The sequence below is a fragment of the Fictibacillus marinisediminis genome (assembly GCF_023149135.1).
GTDB lineage: Bacteria > Bacillota > Bacilli > Bacillales > Fictibacillaceae > Fictibacillus_C > Fictibacillus_C marinisediminis.
Genome location: NZ_JAIWJX010000002.1, coordinates 361,687 through 382,353 on the forward strand (window position 1 = coordinate 361,687; position 20,667 = coordinate 382,353).

Consider the following 20,667-nt stretch of genomic DNA (forward strand, 5'->3'; position numbering starts at 1 on the left):
TCATGATGGAGGTATTCAATTGATAAAAGCAATTGCCATTTTGAATGGGAAGAAAACGACCTTGCATGCGGTATGTAAACTTCCTCTGAAGAATTACAGTCATAAGGATGTTCGATTTACTGTAGAACTTAGGGGAAAGAACGGAGATAAAGGTGTAAAGAAAATGGTCACGCTTTTAAACGCCAATGCCCCGTATGACGTCTTTTTAAGAGGAAAAGAAAGTAAATCTATTAAAATCGAAAAGGATATTGATGTATCGCATATCAAGAATCATATGGAAGGCGGGGAATTTTCTTCAGTCAATATCATCATTAAATCGGGGAAAAAGACGAGAAAATTATAAGTGGAAAGGGTGTGATGAAGAATGAAGTTTTATATCGCCTCAAGCTTTAACAATATACCCAGTGTGACTTATGTTAGTGAAAAGCTGAAAAGCAAGGGCTTTATACAAACCTATGATTGGACGAAAGAAAGAGCCTCAACGATTGAAGATTTAAAGGATATCGGGCAAAAGGAAAGGGAGGCTGTGATCGAAGCTGATTTTTTTGTCGTGCTGCTCCCCGCAGGAAAAGGAAGCCATATCGAACTTGGAATTGCTCTGGGCACAGGCAAAAAAGTATATCTTTATTCACCAAATGAAGCAATCTATGACTTTGAAGCAACGAGTACGTTTTATCACTTGCCTGAAGTGGAGCATGTAATGGGGACGCTCGATGATTTAGTTTATATTCTTACAGGTTCTTCTTAAAAATTGGGGGGTCATTCGATGTTTTTTGTGCAAATGTCAGGTTTTCCGGGTTCCGGCAAGTCCACACTTGCTCGAGAAATAGCAAAAAGATCGGGAGCAGTCATTATTGATCATGACATCGTAAAGTCTGCTTTATTGTATAGTATGGAAGAAATCCAAATAGATTCAAGGGCAGCAGGCAGGGTTTCCTATGAAATTGAATGGGCGTTGATTGACTTTCACTTATCCCAAGGACATGCTGTTATATTGGATAGTCCTTGCTTGTATGATGAAATGGTTGATAAGGGAACAGCACTTGCTGAAAAATATCATGTGAAATACAAGTACGTGGAGTGCTGCCTTGATGATCTAAGTAAAATAAACGCCAGGCTGAAAAACCGTAAACAAATGATCAGCCAAATAAAAGATATTAAGTCTGAAGCTGCCTTTGAAGAAACGATGGGAAACAGCAAAAAACCAGCCAATCATCAGTGTCTTGTTGTTGACACTGGACAGCCTTTAGAAAGTTACATTGCCGAGGTTATGAACTACATTAACGAGTGAAAAAGGGGATGGAAATAGAGGCGGCTCGGTTGTTCGGGAGAAAATCCGATCAGTTCTACATGTAATTTTGAAGCAATATATGTACCATCCACCCAAGTTTAAGAACTCGACAAAAATAGTAGATTTACTCGTAAAAATATGGAGCACCTAGTGATTTAATGATCAAGTGGCCTTTTTGGCGACCCTCAAATGGCTTGTGCAGAACCGTTACTTGCGGTTCGACACATGTTACTTGCGAAAATGATGAGTTTACTTGCGAGATTTGGGACTTTACTTGCAGAAATCCTCCATTTACTTGCGAAAACCCAGCTTTTACTTGCAGAACGCATCATTTTCATAAAAAATCGATCTGCCATACGCGTGGACCCATTGCGAGAGCGAGGCTAAACAGTATAGGACTTAGATTACGAAAACTAATTCGAAGGACCTGGGTGCGGAGGATTGTTTTATTAATATTGACGATAAGGATCAGCTGCATGCTTGTTTAGAAAGTATGTATTGTCTTCAAAGAGAACTCAAAATTCAAAGGTATTCATTGCCCATACAAGATAGACATATACTGAATGGATACTTGTGATCGGATGAGAAAGGAGCTATCACCTTTGACAAAATATCGGATCATGACCTTTGATGGAGGCGGTACCCTAGGTGCTTTAAGTTTACAGCTTTTGAATAGACTGGCTCAGCAAAATCCAAAATTAATTAGTCGGACCCATGTTTTCGCGGGAAATTCAATCGGTTCATTTACTGCCCTTGCGTTGGCAAGTGGAAGATCACCGAAGGAGACTTTCCAGTTCTTTAAGGAAAAAATCTTGCCGGCATTCAGCATTTCCCGACCAGGTGGACCTGTGTTTAATCAACAATTGCCCTATTCTGGTTTTATTGAAGCGGTACGAACATTTTTTCCATCAGATCTTCGTCTCAAAGACTTAAAAAGACGAATGGTTGTCCCTTCATTTCAATTATTTTCACCGGAGCTGAATCGTTGGACTCCTGTGCTATTCCACAACTTTCCTGGCTCTCCCTATTTAAATGAAAAAGCGAGTGATGTAATACTGAGGAGCAGCGGTGCTCCCGCGACGCAACGAGCCTATCAAAACTACGTGGATGGGTATACAGTAGCAACTAACCCAAGTACAGCCAGTATCGCGTTTGCAGTGGGTAAAGCCAAAGTGCCGTTAGATCAAATTGCGGTATTATCCATTGGAACAGGTGAAGCCCCGACTCAGTTAAGAAGAGATACGAGGGGGTGGGGGATGGTGAGTGCAGATAACATACGCCCGGAGAATCTGAAGAACCTTCCTCCAAATTGGGGAGTCCTTATGGACCGATCGCCCAATGAACCCTTACTGCCATTTCTTCAAATTGTCGCTGGCGGAAATGGGTACTATGAATCCATGGTCAGTTCTAATCTTCTGGGAAAACGTTTTTTTCGGTTAGATCCACGGATCCCTAACTTCTCCAAAACGGACCCTACCGTGGTTCCGGCTGTCATTGAAATTGCGAACAAAACCAATTTACAGCCTGCCGTTCAATTTATAGAGAAAAACTGGAACTAATAGTCCTTACATCTCCTTAACTTTCAACTTCCCCCCACAAAAAACAGCTAAAAGCAGTGTGATTTCACCTGCGAAATCCACTGCTTTTAGCTGTTTTTATACAATACCTACTGAGGGAGCCAGGCTTTTTCAATTAAAACGAAATAACGCCATATCCCATCATTACAATAACCGCGAGCAGGATGATCAATACGATCCACATCGCCGGCATCGGGCTGCCTTTGCGTTTGCGGGCAACAAGCATTTCCATAACACCGATCAAGACAATCGCGAGTACGCCTTTTAGGACGTAAGTTAGCGGGAAGTGAAGGATGGAGAGCATCCATACCCCGGTAACGATCATGATAAGGTAGAACAGACGCTGCAGCATGGGCGTGATCTTTTGGCTCTTCGTAAAGTAGGTGATCAGGAACAAGATGACCATAATCGCCCATGAACCCGAGTGAGTATGTAATAGCGCATTAAACATTGGTTTTCCTCCTTTTAAACGTAATCAACGTATAAGTGCATATGAAACAATTCACATATTCATAGTATCGGTTCCCATCTGTTAAAACAAGGGAAAGCCATCAACGTCCCAAAAATGTTCAAATGTGGTGCCAGGCACCTTTACAATAGCAGTAAACTCCCCACGGTAAGCGCTCCAACTGCAAGCGGAATCTGCAGCATCATTCCGGCCGCTAAATATTTGGCTAACTTCACGCCATGAATCCGATTCATCGATCTCCAAACCCAAATCGAATAAGGAAAAATGACGAGAACAGCCGTGGCCACCCCGGGTGTATAGCCTCTAAAGTACAGCGCTTGTAGCACATGCGTCACACCGTTCATAAAAAGCGTCGAAGCCAGCAGCAGAAAAAGCGGCTGACCCGAGGTGCGGTTTTTCGTAATATACGAGCACAACCCCACAATAACAAGCAGGATGAGCAGGACGCTCAACCCAAACGTACCCGTGGTCATCTGGCTGATCGGCAGTCTGCTAAAGGGTGGCTCATGCCGATGGGCGTTTAGGAAGGATTTGACGGTTAACGTCTCCTCGGCATCATGAACGATAAAAGCGGCAGGAAAGAACCAGACCAGCTTCATTGAAATCGTGGATCTGGTACCCGCCTGTTTCTGTAGATTCAGTTCTGCCCTAGTCATCCAGCATTTTATACATCATGATGTCGTCCACATACTTGCCATCGATATAAAATTCATTCACCAGCAGTCCTTGTTTAATAAAGCCGTACTTTTCATAAAAACGGACAGCCTTCGGATTTGTGGCCATCACCCGGAGGGACAGCTTCTTTTTGCCGAGGCGCTTCATCCAGTCTTCGCCGGACTTCATTAATTCCTGAGCGACACCTTGACCCTGAAAATCAGGATGGATGGCCAATGCCAGCTCAGCGACATGCTTGTTGCTGTCGAGCGGGGTAGGGATACGGTAGGAAAAATAGCCGCAGATCCGGTCACCGGAAAGAGCCAGGAGCTGGCTGCCTTCCGGACAGTGCTGGGCATATTCTTCAGTCGAATGCCAGTAGATCTCCGCCGGAGCGGTATTGGTATTCCATACAAGGTTCTCCAGTTCGACCAGCTGCGGAAAGTCAAAGCGGCTGGACAGACGAAAGGTAAGGTTGGTGATAGTCATCATATTCTCTCCTTCAAAGATTTCCACCCTTCTACTTCGTGCTTTTCATCATAAAACCCTTCTTCTTTTGACAAGAGAAGAAGAGTGTGAGATGATTTACCTAACGAATATTAGTTAGGTGATGAGATATGACAGCAGATAAAATTAAAGCAGCAGCACTTGCCCATTTTGCGAACCACGGCTACAGCGGGGCATCTCTATCGGGAATTGCATCCGACGTTGGAATTAAAACACCGTCGATCTACGCCCATTTTAAAAACAAGGATGAATTGTTTTTAGCGGTGACAGAAGAGGCGATCGCCCACGAATGGGAAAAGGCAACCGCCTATTTTAACGACAGCAGCCTTTCGTTTAAAGAGAAGCTGTACGGATTTTTACAGCTGCAAATGGAAAACTACGAGCAGGATGAACGGGCAAAGTTTTGGCTGCGCACATCGTTTTTTCCCCCAGAACATTTGGAGGAACAGCTGATGGATCATGTGTACAGCTATCTGGATAAAATGGAGAGTCTGCTGCTTCAGGAATTTAAAGAAGCGAAAGAACCGGGGCTTCAGGACTTAAACATCAAGTACGCAGCCAAAGCGTACATCGCGCTTCTGGACGGCGTGTTTGTGGAGATGCTCTATGGCGGAGAGGGAAGCGCCGAAGAACGCCTTGAAGCATCATGGTATATGTACGAACGCGCGTTATTCAACTAAGAGGTGAACAGAAATGAATCGATATTGGACATTGGTCATCATGGGAGGAATTCTGGAAGTGCTGTGGGTCAGCGGACTGAAGCACGCGGATTCTGTCCTCGGATGGATCGGAACCGGACTTGTAATCGTCGTCAGCTTTTTCCTGATGGTCCCATGTTTGGGTAAACTGCCGGTCGGGACGGTGTATGCCGTCTTTACCGGAATCGGAACCGCAGGAACCGTGCTGGCGGAGATGCTGTTCTACGGGGAACCGGTCAGCTGGGCGAAAATTTCACTGATCGCGCTCTTGCTCGCCGGAGTTATGGGGCTAAAAGCCGTAACGGGAGAACCGAAAGAGAAAGGGAGTGAAGCGTAATGGGCTGGCTGTATGTGGTGCTTGCCGGAGGCTTTGAAGTGTTGGGGGTCATTGGACTGAACAAGGTGAGCCAGAAGAAAAGCTTTATGACGTTCCTTTTTCTCATACTCGGATTTGCCTGCAGCTTCTCGCTTCTGTCCCTCGCCATGGAAACCCTGTCCATGGGAACCGCCTATGCGGTATGGACGGGAATCGGTACGGTCGGTGGTGTGCTTGTCGGCATGCTCGTGTACGGGGAATCGCGGGACTGGAAACGGATTTTATTTATGGCGATGGTGCTGAGCGCGGCCATTGGTCTGAAGCTTATTTCATAAAAATTTCCTTTTTTGAGTTTTGCTTTTTTTATGGGGAATCACTATAATAAGAGTTGGTAATAAACAGTCCAAATTCGGGCTGTTTTTTCTGGTTAGAGCGTATCATGTTTATAAGAAACCAATAGAAAATAAATCAGGTGAAAAGTATGAAACGAGCACGATTAATATACAATCCAACATCAGGAAGAGAAGCGATCAAGAAGCAGCTTCCTTATATCTTAGAGCGTTTAGAAATTGCAGGCTACGAAACGTCCACCCACGCGACGACACCGGAGGAAGGCAGTGCGACCCGTGCAGCCAGGCTCGCAGGTGAACGTGGCTTTGACCTTGTCATCGCAGCCGGTGGTGACGGGACGATCTATGAGGTGGTCAACGGTCTTGCCGATCTTGAAGACCGTCCGAAGCTCGGCCTTATTCCAGCGGGAACGACAAACGACTTTGCTCGTGCCCTTGGCGTGCCGCGAACGATTGAAGGCGCGTGTGATGTCCTCTGTCAGGGTGCTGAAATGCCGGTCGATATCGGAAAAGTGAATGATAAGTTCTTCATTAACATTGCAGGCGGCGGCCGTATTACGGAGCTGACTTATGAAGTGCCGAGCAAGCTGAAGACGATGATCGGGCAGCTTGCCTATTTCCTCAAAGGCATCGAGATGCTTCCGTCCATCCGTCCGACGTACGTAGAAATCGAATATGACGGCAAGCTGTTTCAAGGGGAGATCATGCTGTTCCTCGTGGCCAACACGAACTCCATCGGCGGTTTTGAAAAACTCGCTCCAACGTCCGAGTTCAACGACGGCATGTTTGACCTTATTATATTAAAGAAAACGAATCTGGCTGAATTTGTCCGCATCGCTTCCATGGCGCTAAAAGGCGACCATATCAATGATGATCATATCATCTACACGAAAGCGAACCGGATCAAAGTACGGCCAACCGATAAAATGCAGCTCAACCTGGACGGTGAATTCGGCGGACTCCTGCCGGGCGAATTTGTGAACCTTCGCCACCACTTCCAGATGCTCGTGCCAAAAGAGCGCGTGAAACTAACAGAGGATGAGGCTCTATAATTAGAGCCCCATCTTTTCTTTTTGTCGTTAGCGGGAGAGTGATGTGGGTATACTCTTGCTAGGGTAAAAGATGTGAAGGTATGTAATGGGTGATCAGCTTGGAGTTGTGATCCTTTAACTAAGCGAGCTTAGGTACGGTTCACACCTCGGCTGGTCATTTGCTTCACAAACCTCTGGGCTCATTCTTCGCCAGGGTCCCATTCCAAACTATTTAGAAGTAAAAGATTTGACGTCTCTTTTAAGCATCAGTTTGCGATGTGTGATTGAAGAGGAATCAAACTAATGTTTAAATTAAACGACTGTTTAATGAAACGATCGTTTAACAAATGAAGAGTTATGCTACAATCAGGAAAGAACTGAACATAAAGGAACGATGTCTAATGACGAAGGCAAATGTGCCGGTTTCAAAAAATGAAATCATAGATGTGGAATTCGTGGATCTGACCCATGATGGAGCTGGAGTGGCGAAGGTCGATGGATTTCCGCTGTTTGTACCGAACGGCCTGCCAGGCGAGAAAGCCAAGATAAAGGTCGTGAACGTAAAAAAGGGGTACGGTTTTGGCCGTTTGATGGAACTAACGGAAGAAAGCGGGCAGCGTGTCGATCCGCCATGCCCGATCTATAAATGGTGCGGAGGCTGCCAGCTTCAGCATCTCTCCTATGAAGGACAGTTGGAATTCAAACGCAAGCAGGTCGAGGACGTGCTGCAGCGGATTGGAAAACTGGAAAACGTTCCGGTGCTTCCAACGCTTGGCATGGGAGACGAGCCTTGGCGCTACCGCAACAAAGCCCAGGTGCCGGTCGGTGAACGTGAGGGCCAACTCATTACCGGTTTTTATCAAAAGCGAAGCCATGAGATCGTAGAGATGGACAGCTGCATCATCACGGGAGATACGGCTGACGAAGCGATTCAGGCGGTCAAGGACATCCTGAACAAGTATGGCATTTCACCGTATGAAGAAAAGCGCCATAAAGGAATCATCCGCCACATTATCGCCCGTTACGGCAAAACGACGAATGAGCTGATGATTGTTCTCGTAACAAACGGAAAAGACCTGCTGAACCGCAAAAAGATCGTGGATGATATCGTATCGACGATTCCACAGATTAAGTCGGTCGTGCAAAACATAAACACACGACGTACAAACGTGATTTTCGGTGACGAAACGAAAGTCCTTTGGGGCTCAGAATACATTTATGATTACATCGGCGATATCAAGTTCGCTATTTCTGCCCGCTCGTTCTACCAGATCAACCCGGAGCAAACGAAGGTTCTGTACGATCAGGCCCTGAAATACGCGGATCTGACTGGAGACGAAACCGTCATCGATGCCTATTGCGGCATCGGAACGATCTCTTTATTCCTGGCGCAAAAAGCGAAGAAGGTATACGGCGTAGAAATCGTACCGGAAGCCATAGAAGACGCACGCCGAAACGCCGAACTGAACGGACTGGATAACGCCGAGTTTGCCGTTGGGGAGTCCGAAGTCGTCATCCCAGGCTTAAAGGAACAAGGCATCACCCCGGACGTCATCGTCGTCGATCCACCGCGCAAAGGCTGCGACGAGGCCTTGCTTCAAACCATCATCGAAATGAAGCCAAAGCGCGTCGTGTATGTAAGCTGTAATCCATCCACGCTGGCGAGGGATCTTAGAATTTTAGAAGATGGTGGATTTAAGACAGTTGAAGTGCAGCCGGTGGACATGTTTCCGCAGACGACGCATGTGGAGTGTGTAGCGCAAATAATTTTAAAAGAAGAAGCAGGTTCCCGTTAATGGTAAAACCTGCTTCTATTCAAATGTTGGGGCGGCTCTTTTACATCAATCCGATTAATCAGGCAATGAAAATTTCTTTGCTTATTTCTTTCCTGCAATATCCGCTGGTGTTTTAAATCCTTCATTATAGAGCCGTCGTGCGATACTCTCGCGACCGCTTCCTTCAAGGTACTCCTTGTATATTCGTCGTGTAGGGGTAGCGTCAGGAAAATGCGGATTTACAACGATAAGGAAATTCCAAATTAAAAAGCCCAACTTCTCTGCAAATCAAAATAGAGAAATTGAGCTTTTTTAGTTACTTCATTTATTTATGGAATTCATTAACTGGAAGAAGTATTCAGGTTTATGAGTCTTATTCAGGTTATACCATGAATGTAATGTATCTGATGCAAATACATCTAATTTTTTCAGTACTTCCATCGCAAATTCAAGAGGAGCTATTCCTGATGCAGTAACTAAATTCGCATCAGATACCGCAGATCCCATCTCATAGAACTTTTCTCCTTTATAGTTAGGACAAACCATTTTAGTGTATTCTAAATTATTACTTGTATGCTTTCTAGTATCTAAGTATCCCATATTCGCAAGGGCCTCAGTTGCACCACAAATTGCAGCAACAATAGTGCCAAGCTTTAAAGCTTGGCCAATTCTTTCCAAGATAGGCTGATGAATTTCTTCACTCCAAGTAGTCCCTCCTGGTAAAATTAAAAGATCTTTACTCTCAAGAGTACATTCATCAAGGGAAATATCTGGTTTTATGCTCAGTCCTCCCATCGTAGTAATCATTTCTTTATTAGCTCCTACTGTAATTACTGTTAAAGGTGATAAATCTTTTTTGAAATATCTTCCTGAGTTTAGTTCAGCAATTAAATATCCATATTCCCAGTCCGACATTGTATTAAATACATATAGAAAAACTTTTTTTGTTTGCATCCAATAACACTCCCAATCACAATTGATACAGCAATTATAATAAAACTTCCCTGACAGCTAACGTCAGGGAAGTTATCATACTTGATGAAATTTTATTAATTCCGACAGAACTTCAACAAGTCTTTTCTTAAGACTTATTGGCTCAATAACTTTAATCGATTTATTGTACGGTAAAAGTAGATAAGGTACATATGTATGTATTATATCTTTTTCAAGAAGAAAAACGGCTTGATTTGAAGTCCGTTCTTGTAAATAATGTCCTAAAAACCAATGTTGGCAAATATCATTCAGCGTACTTTCATTTCCATTAATAACTAAAGAAGTAATCCCTTCCTTATCTTCTATAGTTGGAAGAAGATTTTTTATAAAAAAGTCACGTGCTGAAAAATTTTCTGGCCGGTTAAACTTATTTTCGGTTAGCATGAGACTTTCAATTCGATCTACTCTAAAACTACGGATATCATTCCTAAGATGACAAAATCCAATCACATACCACTTATTATTCCAATAGATAATTCTGTACGGATCGACCAATCTATCATTTAATTGCTTTTCGCTGCTTTTATGGTAAAGAATTTTTACTGAGTACCCGTCAGCTACGGCCTGCTCCAACTCCTTCAAAAAAGGTTCCGTAGAGAGTGAACTTAATCGACTTATTACTTCAAGACTAGTTAAATGTTGGTTTAACTTTGTTTCCTGCTCTTGATTTGAGTATTTACTTAGTTTTGAAATGGCCCTATTTAGTGCTTCACCTCCATAATACCCGGCTTCTTCTGCAAAAACAGCAGCGTGAAATAGAGAAGTTTGCTCCTCAATATCAAAAAAAAGAGGAGCCTCAATAAAATGGTTCATTAAAGTGTATCCACCGTTATGTCCTGGTTCTGAAATAATAGGTACGCCACTTGTTGAAATTGTATCAATATAACGATACACAGTCCTTATATTCATCTCTAACTTTTCTGAAATTTGTTTTGCAGTAATTTTTTCACCTGAACGAAGCATCCATAGAATGGCTAACATATTGTCAATTTTAGGCATATAATTCCACCTCTATATGAAACTTATTTTCTATTATATATTTCCTATTTTTGGTATGAACCATCAACTTTTCCTTTCCGATGGCTTTCTATATAATGAGGCCCTAGACACATTCGTAATTTCACAAATTTGATTTACAGTCATATCTCCCTCTTTATAAAGCTTTACCGCATAATTCAATCTTGCATGATTTTTATGGTACATCTTTAACAGACCTTTAAAATTTCCTTCTTTCTTAGCCGGTTCAATCGAATAACGCCAACAGAAGCCTTTAATTATTTTTAGAGATTCTCACTTAGATGTCAATACAATTCAATGTAAAAAAACTCCAGATTCACTAAATCATCTTCTCCATTAAGATATGGTATGTTTATTTTACAATGAACATGTAAGGGAGAACCGATGAACAAAACAGACCGTTTGTTAGCCATCGTACTGAATTTACAACGTAAAGACGTTGTACGGGCCGGAGATTTAGCAACCCAATTTGAAACTAGCGTGCGAACCATCTACCGCGACATCCAAGCACTGTGTGAAGCCGGCGTACCGATAATAGGAGCCCCTGGGACAGGATATTCCCTTATGAAAGGCTATTTCCTGCCCCCAATTAGTTTTACGGTTCCAGAAGCCGTGAGTTTGCTGATTGGAACGGACTTTATCGAACAACAATTTGATGATGATTATCGTGTCAAGGCTCAAGATGCCCGCGGCAAAATTGAGGCCATTCTTCCTGAGAGCGTACTCGATGAAACATTTCGTGTACGCAAGGCTATCCGTTTGCTCATTTCTGATAAGCATCTTAATCAGTCAAAAGAAAAAGAATATCTAGAAAAGATCCGTCGAGCGATATTAGATGAGAGAAAGATTGGATTTCATTATTCAAAAAGACATGCAGATTCGGAGGGGAAACGACATAGTGTTCGTGTCGCTGCTCCCTATGGATTGGTGCTAGTTGAAGGATCCTGGATGCTCGTAGCCCGGTGTGATCTGCGCCAAGAAATTCGTCATTTTCGCTTGTCCCGGATGACAGAATTGATAGACTTGGGAGAACGATTCGAATTACCAATACATTTTAACTTAAGGGAGTACACCCCTCTGGATAATCGACACTTACTCGTCCGCCTTCGATTTAACAATGAAATCGCTGATAAGGTGAAGGAATCAAACTTTTATTACATAGAGGATATGGAAGAGCATCAAGATGGATTTCATGTGGTCTTACGTGTTCGTCACTTGGACGAAGTGTTGCAATGGGTCCTTGGTTGGGGGAGTGATGCATTTGTTTTGGAACCTAAATCACTCCGAAATGTGATTCGTGAGGAAGCCCAAAAAATCTTAAAGCGCTACTGACATACTGGTGTCAGTAGCGTCATTTTATAATCGGAGTAAGTAAACATAAAGAGGTGAGAGATAGGAAGGATGGTAACTGTGAATTTTGCTTCTGTACGTATCATTACCGACGACGTGGATCGTCTTGTCTATTTCTATGAAAAAGTCATGGGTGTTTCGGCGGAACGCCCTGCGCCTGTATTTGCCGAACTTGTTGTGCCATCGTGTACCCTTGCGATCGGCCATTCGCAGACGGTACCACTGTTTGGAACTGGTTCCGCAGTGGCGGCCGATAATCACTCTGTCATTATTGAGTTTCGCGTCCATAATATTGATGCCGAATACGAGCGCTTGAAACCGTTTGTAGACGAGTGGGTAAAGGAACCGACCACGATGCCATGGGGAAACCGTGCTATGTTGTTCCGTGATCCCGACGGAAACCTAGTTAACCTCTTCGAGCCGGTGACCGAGGAGGCTATCAAACGGTTCAGCCGAAGGGGTTGAAGGAAAAGTTTGAGTAAGCATAAGGTGAATACTACTACACCATTGCTATCTGCCATCACCATCCAAGCCACGTTGAGGTAGTATCACAGATGATTTTAAAAGAAGAAGCAGGCTCCCGTTAAAGGGAAAACCTGCTTCTATTCAAATATTGGGGCGGCAAATCGGGTAATGGGTCATCGGTATGTTGCTTTTTTTTACATCAATCCGATTGAACAGGCTAATACTGTAAAGCTGATGAACCTTATTTAAGAGCTGTGTTTCCGTGCCCAAGCGCCTTGCAATTTACTGAGGAGCACAATTTGACCAATATGATATGCGCCGTGCATGGCTAAACTCTTCATTTCAATCACTAATGGATAATCTTCTCCCGGGACCTGTCTGTACATATCTTCATGTTCTGATCTTGCCAGTGTTTTTTCAAGTTCACGATGAACATAAAAGTATTCTTGCTTGGTTTCCTCCCAATTTTCTAATGTCTCAGTCGGTAATCGGAATGTAGATTTATTATTTTCTGCCTGCGGTTCATTCTCTGTTTCACCAAGAAATCGCATCAGATATCTCTTTTCATAGAAAAGTAAATGACAAACCAATTCCCAAATGGAATTCATTTCTCCATCCGCTGGTTTCCACATGGCTTGTTCAAAAGTGATATCCTCCAGCACTTTTTCAAGCGGTGGAAACCATTCTTCTTTATCTAAGCAGCTTGCCCATTGCTCTAACAAAAGCGTCTTTGCTTCCATTTGCTATTCCCTCCAATTTAATTCCTTTAATAAGATCATCCATCGGTCAAAATACATTTGCGGCATGTATTTTGGCATAACTTACATTTCCAGATGAACCATCTCATTACCTTCTTATTTTTCTCTTGACTCTTGCTGCACCCTTATATAAACATTAAGATACAGCATGCAGCTGCATATCATAGCAATAAAGGGTATTATTAAGACCGGCAGCAATATCGGGACAGTTTGGCTCTTGTACCAGGCCAAGCTGTCCCAATAGAGTCCGCAGCCGCAATTTAAAAGTCAGAAGAAGTAAACGTCAGACACACAAAGATGAGGAGTTGAGGTTTATGAAACTTTTGCTTACATCTGGAGGCATCAAAAACAAAAGCATACATGACGCGCTGGTTGACATGCTGGACAAGCCGATTGCCGAGTCCAGTGCTCTCTGTATACCCACTGCGATTTACGCTATACCCGGTGGTGCAAGGAACGCATGGAAGTTCTTGAATGGACAATCCGGCGCACCGATGTGTGAGCTGGGCTGGAAGTCTATGGGGGTGCTGGAACTCACTGCGCTGCCGAGCCTCGATAAAGAGCTTTGGGTTCCTATGGTCAAGGAGACTGACGTTCTGTTAGTGGATGGCGGTGACCCATTGTATCTTAGTTACTGGATGCGGCAGTCCGGACTGGCAGAACTCTTGCCGTCGCTGGATTCAGTCTATGTAGGATTGAGCGCCGGGAGCATGGTGATGGCACCTAACATCGGGGAATTCTTCGTTAACTGGACTCCACCCAGCGGCGGTGATGAAACGCTGAATCTGGTCGATTTTGCCATGTTTCCGCATCTGGAACACGAGATGCTGCCATATAACACGATGGCTAACGCAGAGAAATGGGCAGCCGGGATGCAAGGGCCGGCGTATGCAATGGATGATCAAACGGCCATCAAAGTGATCGATGGGGAGGTCGAAGTTGTATCCGAAGGCCAGTGGAAACTGTTTGCTCCATGACCTTACTCTGCTGCTAGTTTCTTGGAGGTGCAATCTCGAATGCAACGTACTTCAAAGCCTAAGTGAAAAGCAAATTTAAAAGCGGGAGCCCTTTGTGGCTGTCCGCTTTTTTGTGTTATTCATTTTGTATGATTTTAGCCAATAGGATAAAGCCGTTTAAGCAAAGTCCGTTAAAATCATGATCTGGAAAACTGCTGCCTCGGCAGCATCACATGGTTTCTAATTGAGATAGCGGCCAGGCCGAAGAGCAATGACAGGATTCCGGCCAGGCCGATGTATTGGATACCCATTTCTGTTATGAGTAACCCGCCTGCAGCTGAACCCAAGGTTGTTCCAACGTTGCAGGAGGATATAAATAACCCGTTAGCAAAATCAGGTGCTTCGGGAGCTGAAGACATAATCAAGTATTGATTAATATTGGCCATGATTCCACCAGCCAGTATGCCCCAGATGAAAGTGACGATGGCCAGAGGTATGGCGTAGGGCCCAGCGAAGAATAATAGGATATATACCGCAATCAGCAGCATAGGAAAAACGAAGATTGATTTGGAGGGACTGTGAGTAAGCAGCCTTCCTGCGGCAATGTTTCCAATGATATTGGCTCCGCCGAAGATGAATAACATTAAACTGATGGTATTCGGAGACACATTCGTTATGTTTTTAAGATATTCAGCAAGATAACTATAAACACCGAATACAGCTGAGTTTAATAAAATGCAAGCTGCGATGGAAAGCCATAGGACAGGTTTCTTTAATACAGAAAATTGTGTGCCATAAGAAAGTCTTTCTTCAACAGGCATAGACGGAATAAACAGTAATGTAGCGATGAACATCAGCACATTGACAATGGCAAAGAAGGCCATCGCCATTTCATATGAAACGGCACTGTCAATAAAACTTGCGATGGGCACCCCTGCTACCATTCCGGCAGATACGCCTATAAATACTTTAGAAACAGCTTTTGGAGCTTCTTCTTTACTGACTGAGGAAGCCGCTGCTGTAAATGCCATCGAACAATAAATAGGATGAAAAAGGCCAAGTATAATGCGAACAATTAATAGAATGGAAAAGTTAGTGATAAATACGGATACGATGTTTCCCAGAACGAAAACTCCCAATACGAGCAGCATGACCTTCTTACGGTTGATCCCGGAAAACAATAACGGCATCGTTGGCCCGGATACTGCAATGGCAATAGCAAAAAAACTTACCGTCATTCCTGCTTTTGATATGCTGACATGAAAGTGATCGGCAATGGAAGGCAGCAATCCGATAACTCCCATTTCGGTATTCAAGATGCCGAAAACTCCGATGGTCAATATGAAAATAAACAAATGATTTCGTTTAGCCAAAGAAACAACTCCTCTCCAATTTCATAAGTTGCCCCCAAAGAGAAACAAGGGGGCAACTTTCTAGATATCTTTATTTTAATTTGCTGTATTCCTCATCTGTGACGGGTTCCAGCCATTCCGGTGTACCTGCAGTGATGGCAATGTGTTCAAACCAGCTGTCTTTTGCCGCGCCGTGCCAGTGTTTTACACCCTCATGGGTGACGATGACGTCTCCTGCTTTTAAGAATTGAGCGGGTTTACCTTGTTCTTGGTACCACCCTTCAACGCCAGTTACTAATAAAAGCTGAAATCCATCCCGGTGAATGTGCCAGTTATTTCTGCATCCTGGTTCAAAAGTTACATTCCCAACGCCAACACTTACTTCAGGATCCGCAATCAATGTTTTAAGATAACTTTGTCCCGTAAAATAGTGGGCAAAGGCTTCATTTTTTTCGCCTGATGGAAAAATCACACCATTTTTTACTTCTTCATGTTTTGCCATTTTCAATTCCTCCTGATTTCGTTAAATGGATTTGAGAAAGAAAATAAAAGGCTGCCGAGGTTTTCCCGGCAGCTAAGCCTACATCAAAATGGCTCTTCGTTTTATTTATAGTGCAATGATTACCACGGCTGGCTTGTCGGTCCAATCGTAAACTCATTGATGTTCGTATCTTCCGGCTGATCAATCGCGAATGCCACAACATGGGCCACCCGGTCAGGTGTAATTCCATATTGTTCGTACAGCGCAGTCATTCCTTCTGAAGTATTCTTATCTGAAATGGTATCCAGCAATTCCGTATGGATCGCTGCCGGATAAATCGTTGCTGTACGAATGTTGGTGCCTTCCTGGGCAGATTCCATACGCAAGACTTCCATCAGATCACGAACCGCCCATTTGGTTGCACCATAAACTGCACCGCCCGGATAAGCTTTAAGCCCGGCTACGGATGAAGTAGTGATGATGTGTCCAGACTTTTGAGATGTAAATGTCGGCAATACGGCGGCAATTCCATTCAATACACCTTTGATATTAACGTCCACCATCAGGTTCCACTCGTCCATTTTTAATTGAGAAAGCGGTGAATTGGGCATGATTCCAGCGTTCAGGAAGATCACATCCACACCGCCAAAAGTGTCTTTCGCCAGTTGAACCAGCTGCTGGCTATCTTCTGGATTAACCACATCTGTGACGCGATAAACGGCTTGTCCGCCATTCGATTTAATTTCTTCAGCCAATCGTGCCAAACGGTCCTCACGTCTTGCGCCAAGTACCATCTTTGCGCCTTTCTCAGCCAAGAGCTTTGCCGCAGCCTCCCCAATGCCTGAACTTGCGCCTGTAATGATAACCACTTTATTTTTAATGGACATTCCAATTACCATCCTTTCAAGTAAAATAAACTACGATTGATGTTTTCTCGACATCTGTCTATAATTTAAAATAGAAATACAAGCCAAACAATCGTTAATTTAATCCGATTCGTTGTTTACACAACAAATTCATATAGATTGTCGACTATCTCTCAAGAAAGGTATGGTTAATAAACAATGGCAAAAGTGGATAGAAGGGTTGCCAGAACCCAAGACGCAATAAAAACAGCATTCCTTGAATTGATGTCCGAGAAAAATTTCGACAGCATCACGATCCAGGATATTTCGGACAGGGCAAACGTCAACCGAGCAACAGTGTATCTTCATTACCTTGATAAATACGATTTGCTGGATAAGATCATAGAGGAGCATATCCAGAACATGGCCAGCCTTTGTGAGGAAGATGCGGATATGGAGTGGATTGAAGCGACAGTCCACTGCATGGATTATCTAAAAAGCAATTATTTGTTTTTTCAACGATGCTGACAACGGAAGGAGCCCAATATTTCCGCAGCCGGTTCGTTCAGTACAATATGGAAGAATTCAAAAAAGAGGTGGATATCACCACAGGCAAAAATCTCGGCCAAAACGAAGAGATCGTTGCCGAATTTGTGGCAAATGCCTATGTGGGCGTAGTGGAATGGTGGATAAAGAACGGAATGCCTTATTCTTCGGAGGAAATGGCGGAAAAAGTGGGGGATTTATTGGAGAGAATAATATAGATGGTGTGCAGAGAGTAAATATTTTCAATCAGATTGAAAAAAAGTAGTAACACATGGTATAAGTGTAAAGGAAGCAGGACATCTTGCTTTTTAATTTTGGGATTAATGGTTTGTTAAGGGTCCCTCATGAGAGGATTTGGATTACAACATGAAAGACAATTTTTGGCGTGAGTTACCACGGCCATTTTTTATACTAGCACCAATGGAAGAAGTGACGGATGTTGTTTTCCGTCATGTCGTAAGTGAAGCAGCTAGGCCAGATGTGTTTTTTACAGAGTTCACAAACAGCGATAGTTATTGCCACCCTGAAGGAATTCGAAGTGTAAAAGGACGGTTGACGTTTACTGAGGACGAACAGCCAATAGTAGCTCATATATGGGGAGATAATCCTGAAAACTTCCGTAAAATGAGTATCGGTATGGCGGAAATGGGCTTTCAGGGAATCGATATAAATATGGGCTGTCCTGTACCGAATGTGACACAGAATGGGAAGGGAAGCGGTCTTATCCTTCGTCCGGAAGTCGCGGCAGCGTTAATACAAGCAGCCAAAGCAGGGGGATTACCTGTCAGTGTAAAGACTAGGCTTGGTTTCACGGAAGTAGACGAATGGAAAGAGTGGCTGAAACACATCTTGAAACAAGATATTGTCAATCTATCCATTCATTTGCGAACAAGAAAAGAAATGAGCAAAGTAGATGCTCATTGGGAGCTGATACCGGAGATTAAGAAGCTTCGTGACGAAGTGGCACCCGATACCCTTCTAACGATTAATGGGGATATTCCTGACCGTCAAACGGGCTTGAAGCTCGCAGAACAATATGGTGTCGATGGGGTGATGATCGGACGCGGCATCTTCCATAATCCATTTGCCTTTGAAAAGGAGCCGAAAGATCACAGCAGTAAAGAATTGCTTGGTCTCTTACGACTGCATCTGGACCTCTATGATAAATACTCACACTTGGAGCTGCGCCCGTTTACGGCTCTCCACCGCTTTTTCAAGATCTACGTCAAAGGATTTCGAGGCGCAGGTGAATTAAGAAATCAATTGATGAGCACGAAGTCAACAGATCAAGTGCGTGCGCTGCTCGATACCTTTGAGTCAGAAAATCTTGAGGGTATGGGGGAACTGTAGAAGTAGTCCTATTCAATATAATTGCTAACGGAATCAGGTGATACTGGTTCCGTTAGTTTTTTTGTGAAATCACCAACATCTCATGTGTCGCAGATGACTTTGAACCAAGGGGCTGTCCAGAAAGTCGAAAATTGACCTTCAGGCAGTCCCTTTTTGGCTTGAAAAATCTTCAATGAAAAGTTAATTGAAGTGGAAGATGCGAGACTCCTCGAAAATGAACTTCACATTTTCTTCGTGCGATAAAAAGCTGCCGGAGCCTTCCTTGTCCTGCGGGACTAGCGTGACAGGTGAGACGCCCGCCGGTGCTAGCACCAAAAAGTAGGCCTTCACGCCGGTAAGGTTCACCGCACGCCCCGCGGAAAGCGAGCAGCCTGGAACGGAAATCAACAGCTTACAGACTTCTTGGACAGCCCCTTTTTTATATGTTGCTAAAAATCCCGCCAGATGGAAGAATTGATTGATAACAAATTAAAACTCACACGAATTACCAACTAATGGTAGAATGGGAATGTTTGTTTTTTTAGATAAGCTTGCAGGAGGACAAATCATGAAACATAAGATTGCATTGCTGGCAGATGTCCACGGGAACGCCAGTGCTTTAAAAGCAGTTATCGAAGCCTGCATAAAAGATGGTGTCACGGACTACTGGTTTTTAGGTGATTTAATCATGCCCGGCCCTGGAGGAAATAACTTATTTGAACTATTAGACAGTGTGAATATTACTACATTCGTAAAAGGAAACTGGGAAGACTGCTTCCTTGACGTATTGGATAAGGACATTGATTTAGAAAACGCAACGGATATTTATGTTTCCAGGCTGGTTCAATACCTGTGTGAAAATTTGGATGATCATCATATAAAATTGATTAAGAAGCTGCCTTTACACCTTACAAAACAAATCAATGGCCTTTCCATCAGCATTAGCCATAATTTACATAGTAAAAATTACGGCGGGGATTTATGGCCCACGAATAGTCAGGAAAACTTTGATCAGTTATTTGTAAATGAAGATGATGATATTGCGATTTATGCGCATACCCATCAGCAAATTTTACGCTATAGCAGCAATGGCCAATTAATTATTAATCCAGGATCTGTCGGACAGCCTCATTCTAAATGGAACAAGCTACATTCTGACCTACGTGCTCAGTATGCGGTTCTTGAAATTGATAAAACGGGAGTTGCGGAAGTCAAATTTAAAAAAGTTGCCTATGATGTTGAAAATGAAATAAAGAACGCAATTGACAATAACCTTCCCTATTTAGATTTATATCAGGAAATGCGTGAGACAGGAAAAACGTATACACATGACATTGACCTATTACAAAAAATCAATGACAGACTTAATTACAAACGGGAAATCATTAATTATTTTGGGCTTTAAAGTGTTCCTGATATCGTTTCCCAAGAAAGAAAATAAAGTTTAAATATGTTCCTTAGAGAAGAGGAGGAGAAGACATGAACTACCTAAAGTATTATATTTTGCTTATCATTGGGACAGTCATATTTATATATAATGCCATTGCTGCAGGAATAGTAGGAGGGAAGATGGTATTAGATGATAAATACAAAGACTACTTAGTATTCTCGAATCCTCCATATACTGCACGTAATATCAGTGAAATCGATAAAATCTTATATTCTGCACAAACTTCAGGTTACCCTTACATTGCTATCATCGCTTTGATTTTTAACGTAGTAGTTATAGTTATGATGAGAAAGAACAAATCAAAAAAGAAAAATGTAAGTCGAACTTAACAGAAGAGAATCGAGGATAGATCTTTTGAACAGATTCGATTGTTAGAAGGAAAACGTGAGAAATTTATCGAAATATGTAATTAGTAAAATTTACAAAAAAGATTATCCTGAATCTAAGGATGAAATCT

26 protein-coding genes and 2 pseudogenes are annotated in these 20,667 nt (G+C 43.1%); 16 read left to right on the forward strand and 12 right to left on the reverse strand.

Going from position 1 to position 20,667, the window contains the following annotated elements:
• The first annotated feature begins 19 nt into the window (after positions 1–19).
• The 4 genes from LCY76_RS02095 to LCY76_RS02110 all read left to right on the forward strand — a co-directional run bounded on the left by LCY76_RS02095 (position 20) and on the right by LCY76_RS02110 (position 2,850).
• Positions 20–343, forward strand: coding sequence for a hypothetical protein (locus tag LCY76_RS02095; RefSeq protein ID WP_248251245.1), 324 nt, complete (start codon positions 20–22; stop codon positions 341–343).
• 21 nt (positions 344–364) lie between these two features.
• Positions 365–748, forward strand: a complete 384-nt coding sequence (locus LCY76_RS02100) for a nucleoside 2-deoxyribosyltransferase (RefSeq protein WP_248251246.1) — start codon at positions 365–367, stop codon at positions 746–748.
• 18 nt (positions 749–766) lie between these two features.
• Positions 767–1,291, forward strand: coding sequence for a P-loop nucleotide/nucleoside kinase family protein (locus tag LCY76_RS02105; RefSeq protein WP_053355960.1), 525 nt, complete (start codon positions 767–769; stop codon positions 1,289–1,291).
• Positions 1,292–1,893: 602 nt separating this feature from the next.
• Positions 1,894–2,850, forward strand: coding sequence for a patatin-like phospholipase family protein (locus tag LCY76_RS02110; RefSeq protein WP_248251247.1), 957 nt, complete (start codon positions 1,894–1,896; stop codon positions 2,848–2,850).
• Positions 2,851–2,983: 133 nt separating this feature from the next.
• On the opposite strand, the gene LCY76_RS02115 is transcribed toward LCY76_RS02110, so the two are convergent.
• The 3 genes from LCY76_RS02115 to LCY76_RS02125 all read right to left on the reverse strand — a co-directional run bounded on the left by LCY76_RS02115 (position 2,984) and on the right by LCY76_RS02125 (position 4,480).
• Positions 2,984–3,319, reverse strand: coding sequence for a DUF1516 family protein (locus LCY76_RS02115; protein WP_248251248.1), 336 nt, complete (start codon positions 3,317–3,319; stop codon positions 2,984–2,986).
• Between the two features lie 140 nt (positions 3,320–3,459).
• Positions 3,460–3,993: an HXXEE domain-containing protein gene (locus tag LCY76_RS02120; protein WP_248251249.1), complete on the reverse strand. Its 534-nt coding sequence runs from the start codon at positions 3,991–3,993 to the stop codon at positions 3,460–3,462.
• Positions 3,986–4,480 (reverse strand): GNAT family N-acetyltransferase, encoded by a 495-nt coding sequence (locus tag LCY76_RS02125; RefSeq protein ID WP_248251250.1) that lies wholly within the window; start codon positions 4,478–4,480, stop codon positions 3,986–3,988. Before LCY76_RS02125 ends, LCY76_RS02120 begins: the two co-directional genes overlap by 8 nt.
• 128 nt (positions 4,481–4,608) lie before the next feature.
• On the opposite strand from LCY76_RS02125, the gene LCY76_RS02130 reads away from it, so the two are divergent.
• From LCY76_RS02130 to rlmD, 5 genes are all read left to right on the forward strand, one after another.
• Positions 4,609–5,178 (forward strand): TetR/AcrR family transcriptional regulator, encoded by a 570-nt coding sequence (locus LCY76_RS02130; RefSeq protein WP_248251251.1) that lies wholly within the window; start codon positions 4,609–4,611, stop codon positions 5,176–5,178.
• A 13-nt stretch (positions 5,179–5,191) separates the two neighbouring features.
• Positions 5,192–5,533 (forward strand): DMT family transporter, encoded by a 342-nt coding sequence (locus LCY76_RS02135; protein WP_248251252.1) that lies wholly within the window; start codon positions 5,192–5,194, stop codon positions 5,531–5,533.
• Positions 5,533–5,847: a DMT family transporter gene (locus LCY76_RS02140; RefSeq protein WP_248251253.1), complete on the forward strand. Its 315-nt coding sequence runs from the start codon at positions 5,533–5,535 to the stop codon at positions 5,845–5,847. Before LCY76_RS02135 ends, LCY76_RS02140 begins: the two co-directional genes overlap by 1 nt.
• A gap of 146 nt (positions 5,848–5,993) precedes the next feature.
• The gene (locus LCY76_RS02145; protein ID WP_248251254.1) at positions 5,994–6,914 is read left to right on the forward strand and encodes a diacylglycerol kinase; all 921 of its coding nucleotides are present in this window, start codon (positions 5,994–5,996) and stop codon (positions 6,912–6,914) included.
• Between the two features lie 380 nt (positions 6,915–7,294).
• On the forward strand, positions 7,295–8,689 hold the full coding sequence (gene rlmD / locus LCY76_RS02150) for a 23S rRNA (uracil(1939)-C(5))-methyltransferase RlmD (RefSeq protein WP_248251255.1): 1,395 nt from the start codon (positions 7,295–7,297) through the stop codon (positions 8,687–8,689).
• A gap of 81 nt (positions 8,690–8,770) precedes the next feature.
• Here the strand turns inward: rlmD and LCY76_RS23760 are convergent, their stop codons facing one another.
• The 4 genes and pseudogenes from LCY76_RS23760 to LCY76_RS02165 all read right to left on the reverse strand — a co-directional run.
• The gene (locus tag LCY76_RS23760) at positions 8,771–8,944 is read right to left on the reverse strand and encodes a recombinase family protein (RefSeq protein ID WP_272885545.1); all 174 of its coding nucleotides are present in this window, start codon (positions 8,942–8,944) and stop codon (positions 8,771–8,773) included.
• Positions 8,945–8,989: 45 nt separating this feature from the next.
• Positions 8,990–9,622: a type 1 glutamine amidotransferase family protein gene (locus LCY76_RS02155; protein ID WP_248251256.1), complete on the reverse strand. Its 633-nt coding sequence runs from the start codon at positions 9,620–9,622 to the stop codon at positions 8,990–8,992.
• A 75-nt stretch (positions 9,623–9,697) separates the two neighbouring features.
• Positions 9,698–10,660, reverse strand: a complete 963-nt coding sequence (locus LCY76_RS02160; protein WP_248251257.1) for a helix-turn-helix transcriptional regulator — start codon at positions 10,658–10,660, stop codon at positions 9,698–9,700.
• A 63-nt stretch (positions 10,661–10,723) separates the two neighbouring features.
• Positions 10,724–10,918, reverse strand: a pseudogene (locus LCY76_RS02165) (helix-turn-helix domain-containing protein); the annotation flags it as partial.
• A gap of 144 nt (positions 10,919–11,062) precedes the next feature.
• Here LCY76_RS02165 and LCY76_RS02170 point away from each other — a divergent pair.
• Together LCY76_RS02170 and LCY76_RS02175 are read left to right on the forward strand one after the other, a co-directional pair.
• The gene (locus tag LCY76_RS02170) at positions 11,063–12,010 is read left to right on the forward strand and encodes a helix-turn-helix transcriptional regulator (protein ID WP_248251258.1); all 948 of its coding nucleotides are present in this window, start codon (positions 11,063–11,065) and stop codon (positions 12,008–12,010) included.
• Between the two features lie 78 nt (positions 12,011–12,088).
• Positions 12,089–12,493: a VOC family protein gene (locus LCY76_RS02175; protein WP_248254562.1), complete on the forward strand. Its 405-nt coding sequence runs from the start codon at positions 12,089–12,091 to the stop codon at positions 12,491–12,493.
• 245 nt (positions 12,494–12,738) lie between these two features.
• Here LCY76_RS02175 and LCY76_RS02180 read toward each other — a convergent pair whose 3' ends face one another.
• The gene (locus LCY76_RS02180; RefSeq protein WP_248251259.1) at positions 12,739–13,233 is read right to left on the reverse strand and encodes a DinB family protein; all 495 of its coding nucleotides are present in this window, start codon (positions 13,231–13,233) and stop codon (positions 12,739–12,741) included.
• A 332-nt stretch (positions 13,234–13,565) separates the two neighbouring features.
• Between LCY76_RS02180 and LCY76_RS02185 the strand changes: the two genes are divergently transcribed.
• On the forward strand, positions 13,566–14,228 hold the full coding sequence (locus LCY76_RS02185) for a Type 1 glutamine amidotransferase-like domain-containing protein (RefSeq protein WP_248251260.1): 663 nt from the start codon (positions 13,566–13,568) through the stop codon (positions 14,226–14,228).
• A 176-nt stretch (positions 14,229–14,404) separates the two neighbouring features.
• On the opposite strand, the gene LCY76_RS02190 is transcribed toward LCY76_RS02185, so the two are convergent.
• The 3 genes from LCY76_RS02190 to LCY76_RS02200 form a co-directional block, all read right to left on the reverse strand.
• Positions 14,405–15,580: an MFS transporter gene (locus LCY76_RS02190; RefSeq protein ID WP_248251261.1), complete on the reverse strand. Its 1,176-nt coding sequence runs from the start codon at positions 15,578–15,580 to the stop codon at positions 14,405–14,407.
• Positions 15,581–15,650: 70 nt separating this feature from the next.
• Positions 15,651–16,061, reverse strand: coding sequence for a cupin domain-containing protein (locus tag LCY76_RS02195; protein WP_248251262.1), 411 nt, complete (start codon positions 16,059–16,061; stop codon positions 15,651–15,653).
• Positions 16,062–16,180: 119 nt separating this feature from the next.
• Entirely contained in the window at positions 16,181–16,927 is a 747-nt protein-coding gene (locus tag LCY76_RS02200) for an SDR family oxidoreductase (RefSeq protein ID WP_248251263.1), read from the reverse strand.
• A gap of 177 nt (positions 16,928–17,104) precedes the next feature.
• Here LCY76_RS02200 and LCY76_RS02205 point away from each other — a divergent pair.
• Both LCY76_RS02205 and LCY76_RS02210 read left to right on the forward strand, forming a co-directional pair.
• Positions 17,105–17,649 (forward strand): annotated as a pseudogene (locus LCY76_RS02205) (TetR/AcrR family transcriptional regulator).
• A 148-nt stretch (positions 17,650–17,797) separates the two neighbouring features.
• On the forward strand, positions 17,798–18,781 hold the full coding sequence (locus tag LCY76_RS02210) for a tRNA dihydrouridine synthase (RefSeq protein WP_248251264.1): 984 nt from the start codon (positions 17,798–17,800) through the stop codon (positions 18,779–18,781).
• Between the two features lie 180 nt (positions 18,782–18,961).
• Here the strand turns inward: LCY76_RS02210 and LCY76_RS02215 are convergent, their stop codons facing one another.
• Positions 18,962–19,168, reverse strand: a complete 207-nt coding sequence (locus tag LCY76_RS02215) for a hypothetical protein (RefSeq protein ID WP_248251265.1) — start codon at positions 19,166–19,168, stop codon at positions 18,962–18,964.
• 160 nt (positions 19,169–19,328) lie between these two features.
• On the opposite strand from LCY76_RS02215, the gene LCY76_RS02220 reads away from it, so the two are divergent.
• Both LCY76_RS02220 and LCY76_RS02225 read left to right on the forward strand, forming a co-directional pair.
• Positions 19,329–20,165 (forward strand): metallophosphoesterase family protein, encoded by an 837-nt coding sequence (locus LCY76_RS02220; protein ID WP_248251266.1) that lies wholly within the window; start codon positions 19,329–19,331, stop codon positions 20,163–20,165.
• Between the two features lie 74 nt (positions 20,166–20,239).
• Positions 20,240–20,539, forward strand: a complete 300-nt coding sequence (locus tag LCY76_RS02225) for a hypothetical protein (RefSeq protein ID WP_248251267.1) — start codon at positions 20,240–20,242, stop codon at positions 20,537–20,539.
• Positions 20,540–20,667: the final 128 nt, after the last annotated feature.